Annotated in this window: 10 protein-coding genes; 5 read left to right on the forward strand and 5 right to left on the reverse strand. The window is 67.5% G+C overall.

Translation table 11 applies throughout. The features are described from left to right. Positions 1-539: 539 nt before the first annotated feature. From ACIRGA_RS40595 to ACIRGA_RS40605, 3 genes are all read right to left on the reverse strand, one after another. The gene (locus tag ACIRGA_RS40595; RefSeq protein WP_400952824.1) at positions 540-1,328 is read right to left on the reverse strand and encodes a SigB/SigF/SigG family RNA polymerase sigma factor; all 789 of its coding nucleotides are present in this window, start codon (positions 1,326-1,328) and stop codon (positions 540-542) included. After that, on the reverse strand, positions 1,325-1,777 hold the full coding sequence (locus ACIRGA_RS40600; RefSeq protein ID WP_400952827.1) for an anti-sigma factor: 453 nt from the start codon (positions 1,775-1,777) through the stop codon (positions 1,325-1,327). The genes ACIRGA_RS40595 and ACIRGA_RS40600 overlap by 4 nt, the downstream gene beginning before the upstream one ends. 64 nt (positions 1,778-1,841) lie before the next feature. Beyond that, entirely contained in the window at positions 1,842-2,174 is a 333-nt protein-coding gene (locus ACIRGA_RS40605) for a plasmid stabilization protein (RefSeq protein ID WP_400952830.1), read from the reverse strand. Positions 2,175-2,290: 116 nt separating this feature from the next. Between ACIRGA_RS40605 and ACIRGA_RS40610 the strand changes: the two genes are divergently transcribed. Next, positions 2,291-3,253, forward strand: a complete 963-nt coding sequence (locus ACIRGA_RS40610) for a TIGR03557 family F420-dependent LLM class oxidoreductase (protein WP_400952834.1) — start codon at positions 2,291-2,293, stop codon at positions 3,251-3,253. Between the two features lie 118 nt (positions 3,254-3,371). After that, on the forward strand, positions 3,372-3,563 hold the full coding sequence (locus ACIRGA_RS40615; protein ID WP_400952836.1) for a hypothetical protein: 192 nt from the start codon (positions 3,372-3,374) through the stop codon (positions 3,561-3,563). Position 3,564: 1 nt separating this feature from the next. Here the strand turns inward: ACIRGA_RS40615 and ACIRGA_RS40620 are convergent, their stop codons facing one another. Beyond that, entirely contained in the window at positions 3,565-4,185 is a 621-nt protein-coding gene (locus ACIRGA_RS40620; RefSeq protein WP_400952841.1) for a UdgX family uracil-DNA binding protein, read from the reverse strand. A gap of 71 nt (positions 4,186-4,256) precedes the next feature. Between ACIRGA_RS40620 and ACIRGA_RS40625 the strand changes: the two genes are divergently transcribed. The 3 genes from ACIRGA_RS40625 to ACIRGA_RS40635 all read left to right on the forward strand — a co-directional run bounded on the left by ACIRGA_RS40625 (position 4,257) and on the right by ACIRGA_RS40635 (position 6,806). After that, on the forward strand, positions 4,257-5,570 hold the full coding sequence (locus ACIRGA_RS40625) for a cytochrome P450 (protein ID WP_400952843.1): 1,314 nt from the start codon (positions 4,257-4,259) through the stop codon (positions 5,568-5,570). A gap of 338 nt (positions 5,571-5,908) precedes the next feature. Next, positions 5,909-6,316, forward strand: coding sequence for a VOC family protein (locus ACIRGA_RS40630; RefSeq protein ID WP_400952846.1), 408 nt, complete (start codon positions 5,909-5,911; stop codon positions 6,314-6,316). A gap of 145 nt (positions 6,317-6,461) precedes the next feature. Then, on the forward strand, positions 6,462-6,806 hold the full coding sequence (locus ACIRGA_RS40635) for a hypothetical protein (RefSeq protein ID WP_400952850.1): 345 nt from the start codon (positions 6,462-6,464) through the stop codon (positions 6,804-6,806). 12 nt (positions 6,807-6,818) lie between these two features. Here ACIRGA_RS40635 and ACIRGA_RS40640 read toward each other — a convergent pair whose 3' ends face one another. Then, positions 6,819-7,262 (reverse strand): hypothetical protein, encoded by a 444-nt coding sequence (locus tag ACIRGA_RS40640; RefSeq protein ID WP_400952853.1) that lies wholly within the window; start codon positions 7,260-7,262, stop codon positions 6,819-6,821. Positions 7,263-7,829 lie beyond the last annotated feature (567 nt).

Here is a 7,829-nt window from a genome sequence, read left to right on the forward strand (position 1 = left end):
CAGGCCGGTCAGTGTCCGTGAGGTCCTGAAACATCAACTGTCCGACATGTCCTGAACTCAGACAGAGGGTTAGAACCCTCATTGCCACTCACGACTCCCTCGCGGAACCGTGCAGACTACCCAAACCGGACACTGGCAACCCGAAAAGTGTCCTTTATGGACATTTGCCGCGCGATCGGCCCTCGTCGGTCAGTGCGGACCCAGGCCGCAAAGGGTGCGCGGCACGCCATATTTGACTTGCACCTCAATAACCCGAAACGCCACTCGCGACCCGCGCTTGACCAGGGCCGAAGGCTCCTTTCACCGCATTGGACGCGGCGAAGGGAGCCTGCCTCCTATCATCGGCCCGCCCGAGAACACGCCACGTTTGACCTTCGGCTCAATAACCCTCATCAGCACTCACGACCCCTGGCGGAACCGCGCATAGAGGCATCAATCGGACACCTAAAGGCCAGGAGGTGTCCCTTGTGGACATTGAAGCCCTGTCGGCCCCCAGGTGGGCAAGATGGCCTTCACGGACTGCCCGGAGCCTGAAGCCGCTACTCCGAGAGCTTCCCGCGCAGCTGGTCGAGCGTCTGCGACAGGAGCCGCGAAACGTGCATCTGCGAGATGCCGATCCGTTCCGCGATCTGCGTCTGGGTGTAACCACCGAAGAACCGCATGACGAGGATCGCGCGTTCGCGCTTCGGGAGTTCCCGCAGCAGCGGTTGCAGCGCCTCGTGGGTCTCGACCAACGCCATGTCGTGGTCCTCCTCGCCGATCGTGTCGGCGAGCGAAAGGGCCTCGGTGGCGTTGTCGTGGACCGGTTTGTCGACCGACAACGTCTGGTACGCCTGGCCGGCGAGCAGCCCTTCGCGCACGTCGTTGACCTCGAGACCGAGGTACTCGGCGAGTTCGGTCGGAGTCGGGGCGCGGCCGAGCCGCTGGGACAGCGCGGCCGTGCCCTGGCTGAGCGAGACGTGGAGCTCCTTGAGCCGCCTCGGTACCCGGACCGACCAGCCGGTGTCGCGGAAGTGACGCCGGACCTCGCCCATGATCGTCGGCACGGCGAACGAGAGGAAGTCGTGCCCACGGCCGGGGTCGAACCGGTCGACCGCGTTGATCAGCCCGATCCGCGCCACCTGCACCAGGTCCTCCCGGGGTTCGCCCCGGCCGGAGAACCTTGTGGCGATGTGCTCCGCGAGCGGCAGGAGTTCGGTGACAAGACGGGCACGCAGATCTTGCCGGCGCGGAGAGTCCTCCGGCAGGGACGACAGCTCCTCGAAGAGGGGTTCGCAATGGGCGTAGTCGTCGACCTGCCGGGTGAGTGTCTTGCGCTCTCCGGTCACCCGTCGCTCGTTCCCGGGGTCAGGACGAGCTCGATCGTCGTCGTGCCCCCCATTTCGCCGGGGATCGGTTCGCATCGCGCGGTCACCGACCCGGTCAGGGTCGTCAAGACGTGCCAACCGAAGGTCGTCTCGCTCGGCAGGTGGGGCTTGCTCGTCCGCGTCGAGATCGAGACGGCGATTCCTCCTGGTATCTCGTGAAAGACACAACAAAGGACAGCTCCCGGTTCAGCGGGCTGGACAAGTTGCGAACAGGCTTCGTCGACGGCCATCTTCGCGTCTGAAATGGCGTCCAAGCCGAAGTCCGCACGGGCCACCACACCGTGGGTGAGCGTGCGGACGAGAGGGATCTGCTCCGCCTCGGCGGGCAGACGGAGTTCGACCCGATCGGACAGGCCGTCCGATTGGGGCCGGGTCTGCGGGGTCAGGCCGCCCCGCCCGTATGCATCCATTACGAAACCCATCCGTCCATGGCCGTGGGATGACCGCGGCGGGGATCCGCCGCGTGACGCGTGATCAACGGCCCAGAGCTCGTTGAAGCTCCTTTTTGGACATCCGCGACCTGTCCTTGACGTTGCGCTGCTTCGCTTCGTTGTAGAGCTGGTCCTTCGTCGGGCCGTTCGGGCCCAGCCGGTTCCCGGATCGTTTGCCACCACGCCGCTGCGGTGACATGTCGTTCAGAGAAGTCCGGCTGGCCTCGCGTGACTCGCCCGCCTGCGCCCGGTTCTTGTTGACCGTGCGCGCGGCGATCTCCTCGGCCCGGTCGGTGCTCGCGCCCCGCTCCTCCGCCGAATCCTTGATGTGCTCGTACTGACGTTCTCGTTTGTCGCTCCAGGCCTGCTGCGGCATCGCGGCTCCTCTCTTCTCCTCTTCGGACCAGGTACCCCGTTCGATTCGCCGGATAAACGTCCGGTTGATCCCGGAAACGGGCGGGTACGCGGAGGTCGGACACAAAGGAGGCTTGGATGCGCATCGGCTACACCCTCATGACCGAACAGGCCGGACCGAAGGACCTGGTGGGATACGCCGCCGGGGCCGAGAAGGCGGGCTTCGACTTCGAGGTGATGAGCGACCACTATTCACCCTGGCTGGACGAGCAGGGGCATTCGCCGTACGCGTGGAGCGTGCTGGGCGCGGTCACCCAGAGCACCGAACGGGTCGAACTGATGACCTTCGTGACGTGTCCGACCATGCGTTATCACCCGGCGGTGGTGGCGCAGAAGGCGGCGACCGTCCAGGCACTGTCGGACGGCCGGTTCACTCTCGGGCTCGGTGCGGGGGAGAACCTCAACGAGCACGTCGTCGGACGCGGCTGGCCACCGGCGAACGTCCGCCACGAGATGCTCGCCGAAGCGGTCCAGATCATCGGCGGGCTCTTCGACGGTGGCTACTTCAACTACCGGGGCGACCACTTCCGGGTGGACTCGGCGAAACTCTGGGACCTCCCGGAGCAGCGTGTCCCCATCGCGGTCGCGGTGTCCGGGTCGCAGTCGGTGACCCGGTTCGCGCCGATCGCCGACGCGATGATCGCGGTGGAGCCGAACGAGGCGCTGAGCCGCGAGTGGGACGCCACCAAACTCGGCCCGCCCACCAGGAAGATCGCCCAGCTGCCGGTGTCCTGGGGTGAGGATCGCGACGCCGCGATCCAGCGGGCGCACGAGCAGTTCCGCTGGTTCGGCGGCGGGTGGAAGGTCAACGCCGAACTGCCGGGGCCCGCCGGATTCGCCGGCGCCACCCAATTCGTCAAGCCGGAGGACGTCGCCGCGGCGATCCCGTGCGGGCCCGACGTGGACGGGATCGTGAAGCAGGTGGGTGAGTTCGAGGCGGCCGGGTTCACCGATCTCGCCTTGATCCAGATCGGCGGCGACCAGCAGGAAGGCTTCCTTCGCTTCGCCGAGGACACGCTGCTCCCGGCGTTGCGGAGCTGATTCACACGGACGGAGTAGGAGCGCCGTGTCTCTGCGCACCCGAACGGGGACACCTGTGTTCAAACCCGTGAGCGCGGGTACTAGACCGACACCTCATCCTTCAGGCAAGGGGGAAACGATGCGCGACGAACTCGGCCTTCATCCGGTGCCGGACCTGCTGCCGGAGGGCCAGGACACACCGGAGCAAGAGGCCATCCGGCGTAAGGCGGCCCTCGCCGTGGCTTCGCGGGCCAAGAACCCCGAAGACTGCGCGACCCTGCTGGACATGCTCGGCCTGCACGACAGCGGCCGTAGCTCCGAAGTGGCGTGATTCAGCGGGTGCCGCGCGCCGCCACGAGATCCGCGACGAAGGCCCGATAGGCCTCGTCGCGGTCCGGCGCGCGCAGGACCGCGGACGGATGCACCGTGGCGACGGCGGTGGTGGCGAACTCGGCGAGGTCGATCCGCTCGCCGCGGCTGCGTGTGATGCGGAAGTCGTCGCCCAGCAGGGCCTTCGCCGCCGTCGCGCCGAGGAAGATCAGCAGCTCCGGGTGGACCGCCGCCAGTTCGGCGTGCAGCCACGGACGGCAGGCGACGATCTCGGTCTTCGACGGCGTCTTGTGGATACGCCGTTTACCGCGTTCGTCGCGTTTGAACTTGAAGTGCTTGACCGCGTTGGTGACGTAGACCTTCCGGCGGTCGAAGCCCGCTTCGTCGAGAGCCCGGTCGAGCAGCCGCCCGGCGGGCCCGACGAACGGGGCGCCCTGCCGATCCTCCTGGTCACCGGGTTGTTCGCCGACCACCATGATCTCCGCCGCGCGGGGGCCTTCGCCGAAGACGGTCTGGGTGGCGTCGCGATAGAGGTCGCAGCCGCGGCAGCCGGACGCCGCCGAACGCAACTCGCCCAGGTCGGCGGTCTCGGGCGGCTCCGCCCCGGGTGCCTTGGTCGCCATGCCGCCCGGATTCCCCGCCCGGCCGTGGGACAAACCGATTACGCGCGCGCCGGGCCGGGTAGCCCTTCGCCATGGCGACTACGACCGGACCAGCGATCGCTTCCGTTCAGGACACCGCGCGTGTCGCGCTGAGTGTCGTGCTGCCCACGCTCGCGGGAGGGGTGATCAAACGGCGGCCGCTGGGGCTGGCCGCGGCGCAGAAACTCCAGCTGGACCGCCCCGCCGTGCGGCTGTTGTGCCGGCTGCGGTCCCAGTACGGCCCGGGGCCGCTGCGCCTGCGGGTGCCCGGCAGGGCGATCGATCTGGCGCTGTCGGGGGACGACGTCGGTGACGTGCTCGCCGCCGCGCCGGTCCCGTTCAGCCCGTCGACCAAGGAGAAGCGGGCGGCGCTGGGACATTTCCAGCCCCACGGTGTTCTCGTTTCGGACGCGGTGGAGCGGGCGCCGCGCCGTGAGTTCAACGAAGAGGTCCTCGAACCGGGCAAGCCGCTGCACGACCTCGCCGCCCCCTTCGCCGAGGCGATCCGTGAAGAAGCTGCGTCGCTGTGGGACGGCGGCACGCTGGACTGGGACACCTTCAACGTGGCCTGGTGGCGGATCGTCCGCCGGGTCACCCTCGGCGAGTCCGCGGCGGGCGACGACGGCCTGACCGACGCGCTCGCCCGGCTGCGCAAGGACGCGAACTGGGCGTACGCGCATCCCCGGCGCGACCGGCTCCATGACCGGTTCCGCACCCGGCTCATCGCCCATCTGGAACGGGCGGAGCCGGGCAGTCTCGCCGAAGCCATCGCGTCGGCGGGCCCGGCCGGCGAGCGGACGTTGGACGTCGTCGCCGACCAGGTCGCCCACTGGCTCTTCGCGTTCGACGCCGCCGGGATCGTCACCTTCCGCGCGCTCGCCCTGCTGGCCACTCATCCGGCCGCACGGGAACGCGCCGAGGAGGAGGTCGCGGCCGCCGACCTGACCGTGCCCGGCCAGTTCCCGTACCTGCGCGCCTGCGCCCTCGAATCGGTCCGGCTGTGGCCGACCACTCCCGCGCTGCTGCGCGAGAGCACGGCCGAGACGGCCTGGGGACCCGCGGGGACCACGGTGCTGATCTTCACCCCGTTCTTCCACCGCGATCCCGAATCCCTGCCCTACGCCGACCGGTTCGAACCCGGGATCTGGCTGGACGGCAGCGCGGCGGCCAATCCCGCGCTGGTCCCGTTCAGCGCCGGACCGGCCATCTGCCCCGGCCGGGACCTGGTGCTGTTCTGCGCGAGCACGATGCTGGCGAACCTGATCAAGGATCGACGCTTCGAACTGGTCTCCGGCGCGGTCCTCGGGCCGGAGCGGCCGTTGCCCGCGACGCTGGACAACTTCCACCTGAGGTTTTCGGCGGCCTAGCCTTCGACCCATTCGAGCAGGTCGCCGGCAGCGGCAGGCCGGGATCGGCGGCGTTGACCAGGGCGAGCAGGGTCCCCAATGTCGCATTGGAGACGCTCAGCGTCCCTGATGCGACATTGGGAACCCCAAGGCCGTGGCAACCCCGCCCTCGGTGGACCGGTCGCCGCTCACGAGGCGGTGCCGAAAGTAAAGCGGCATTCGGGAAATCGCCCACCACATTCGGTGAACGGGGTTGAATTTTCGTTGCGCGAAGGATTCACCCGGCCGTAGCCCGGCCATTGTCGCGTCAGGGAGGCGTCTGCCAGGATGCTCGTGACCCGACCAGAAGGAGCGTTCCAATGGCTTCCCGTCTCAATCCTTACATCAGCTTCGCCGGCGACGCCCGGCAGGCCATGGAGTTCTACAAGTCGGTGTTCGGCGGAGAACTGACGCTGAATACGTTCGGCGAGTCCGGTATGGCGGGATCGCCGGTGGAGGACCAGATCATGCACAGCCAGCTCGATTCCCCGAGTGGCTACACGATCATGGCGTCGGACACGCCGCCGGGAATGGAGCACAAACCGGGCACCAACCTGTCGGTCAGCCTCAGTGGTGACGACGGTGAGGAATTGCGCGGATACTGGGAGAAACTCTCCGCCGAGGGTACCGTTTCGGTTCCCTTCGAAAAGCAGATGTGGGGCGACGAATTCGGTGCCTGCACCGACAAGTTCGGCATCTCGTGGATGGTGAACGTCATTCAATCCTAGGGTCTTCCGGCCCTGCCCGGTCCGTGCCGAAGCTCCCGACTTCCGGGGACTTGCGGCACCGATCGCGCGAAATCCGTTATGTCACCGGTGAAACCGCCGTCCTCCTCCCGTGAGGATTCGGCGGTTCCATCGGGAGGCAAAGGGTATGAACAGGATGATCACGGCACTGCTGGTCTCGGCGGGTGCCGTCGCGGCACTGGGTGGTTGCGGGACGACGACGGCCGGGACGCCGGTCACCGTGGTGCGGGAGATCGTCCCGCCCTCCACGACCACCGCCGTCGTCGCGCCGCCCGCCACCTCGGTGGTCGTGGTCGAACCGCCGGTGACGGTCACGCGAGCGCCTTCGCTCACGTCGTGCCAGCGCCTCTTCGCCGAAGGTTTCTCGTACACGTACGCGTTCAATGCCTGGGTGAACGCGGGCCGTCCGCTGAGCTGGGACGCCGATCGTGACGGGTATCCGTGCGAGCAGTCGTACGGGAACCGTAACTAGGGGCGTGTCGGGTCAGGCCTGCTTGCGGCTCGCGATCTCGTCGGAGAGCCGCCGCACGTGGGCGGGGTCCGCGTCCCGGGCAAGGGAGACGTAGTGGTCCATGACGGCCGGCCGGTAGCGCACCGGCAACGTCTGTCCCGGGGTGAGCCGGGTGAGCTCGGTGATGGTGAGGTCTTCGTCCGCGATACCGCGGAACGTGATGCCGCCGGCGGTCTCCACGTCGAACATCAGGACCACGCGTGGCCTGCCGTCGCCGCCGACCTCCCGCCAGTCGACGAGAACGCCGAGCGCGAGCGACCCTGTACGCAGTTCCGCGTTGCGCCTCCGTGCGTCACTGCTCAGGAGCGGGTTCGGGGCGACGCCCGGGAAGCCGGGCCCGACGCCGAGCGATTCCCGGCTCAGGTCGGGCCTGAGCTGCGCCATCAGATCGTCGATCTTCTTCTTCGAGCCGAACATCCTGACCTCTCCCTCGCGTCGGTGCCGGGAGCTCGGCCTGGCGCTTCGCCCTCTCCGCGATTGTATTTGAGGGGTAGGTCATACGTGGCGTGGCCGTCTTCGCTGACGTCTAAGCGGTGTCCTGTAAGTCTGTTGGCGGCCTCCGAACCCAGGTGTCGCGAAAGCCACTTTCGGGACATCAGACGTCGCGAACGTGGCTTTCGCGACACGCTCCCGGCTACAGGACCACTTGCGGGAAGCCGTCACCCGACCCCGCTGTCCGCAAAGGCCTCTCGCCGCGAGGCTGGCGCCCGATTAGGCCGGTTTGAGTGATTTCACGAGGGGTCGTGAGTGGCAAAGAGGGTTATTGAGGGGTAAGTCAAACGTGGCGTGAGCCCTCTTCGCTGACGTCTAAGCGCCACTGGGAGTCCACAAGGGACAGTTTCCGACTGTGCACTGTCCGGTTTATGGCTATATGTACGATCTTGGCCGAGGTCGTGAGTGGCAATGAGGGTTAGAACCCTCTGTCTGAGTTCAGGACATGTCGGACAGTTGATGTTTCAGGACCTCACGGACACTGACCGGCCT

The organism is Amycolatopsis sp. NPDC102389, from assembly GCF_044765885.1.
In the GTDB taxonomy this organism is placed as follows: Bacteria; Actinomycetota; Actinomycetes; order Mycobacteriales; family Pseudonocardiaceae; genus Amycolatopsis.

What these genes read in the sequence shown, in the direction of transcription:
- ACIRGA_RS40600 (WP_400952827.1), bottom strand. Translation starts at nt 1,777, where the DNA reads ATGGATGCATACGGGCGGGGCGGCCTGACCCCGCAGACCCGGCCCCAA.
- ACIRGA_RS40605 (WP_400952830.1), bottom strand. Translation starts at nt 2,174, where the DNA reads ATGCCGCAGCAGGCCTGGAGCGACAAACGAGAACGTCAGTACGAGCAC.
- ACIRGA_RS40610 (WP_400952834.1), top strand. Translation starts at nt 2,291, where the DNA reads ATGCGCATCGGCTACACCCTCATGACCGAACAGGCCGGACCGAAGGAC.
- ACIRGA_RS40615 (WP_400952836.1), top strand. Translation starts at nt 3,372, where the DNA reads ATGCGCGACGAACTCGGCCTTCATCCGGTGCCGGACCTGCTGCCGGAG.
- ACIRGA_RS40620 (WP_400952841.1), bottom strand. Translation starts at nt 4,185, where the DNA reads ATGGCGACCAAGGCACCCGGGGCGGAGCCGCCCGAGACCGCCGACCTG.
- ACIRGA_RS40625 (WP_400952843.1), top strand. Translation starts at nt 4,257, where the DNA reads ATGGCGACTACGACCGGACCAGCGATCGCTTCCGTTCAGGACACCGCG.
- ACIRGA_RS40630 (WP_400952846.1), top strand. Translation starts at nt 5,909, where the DNA reads ATGGCTTCCCGTCTCAATCCTTACATCAGCTTCGCCGGCGACGCCCGG.
- ACIRGA_RS40635 (WP_400952850.1), top strand. Translation starts at nt 6,462, where the DNA reads ATGAACAGGATGATCACGGCACTGCTGGTCTCGGCGGGTGCCGTCGCG.
- ACIRGA_RS40640 (WP_400952853.1), bottom strand. Translation starts at nt 7,262, where the DNA reads ATGTTCGGCTCGAAGAAGAAGATCGACGATCTGATGGCGCAGCTCAGG.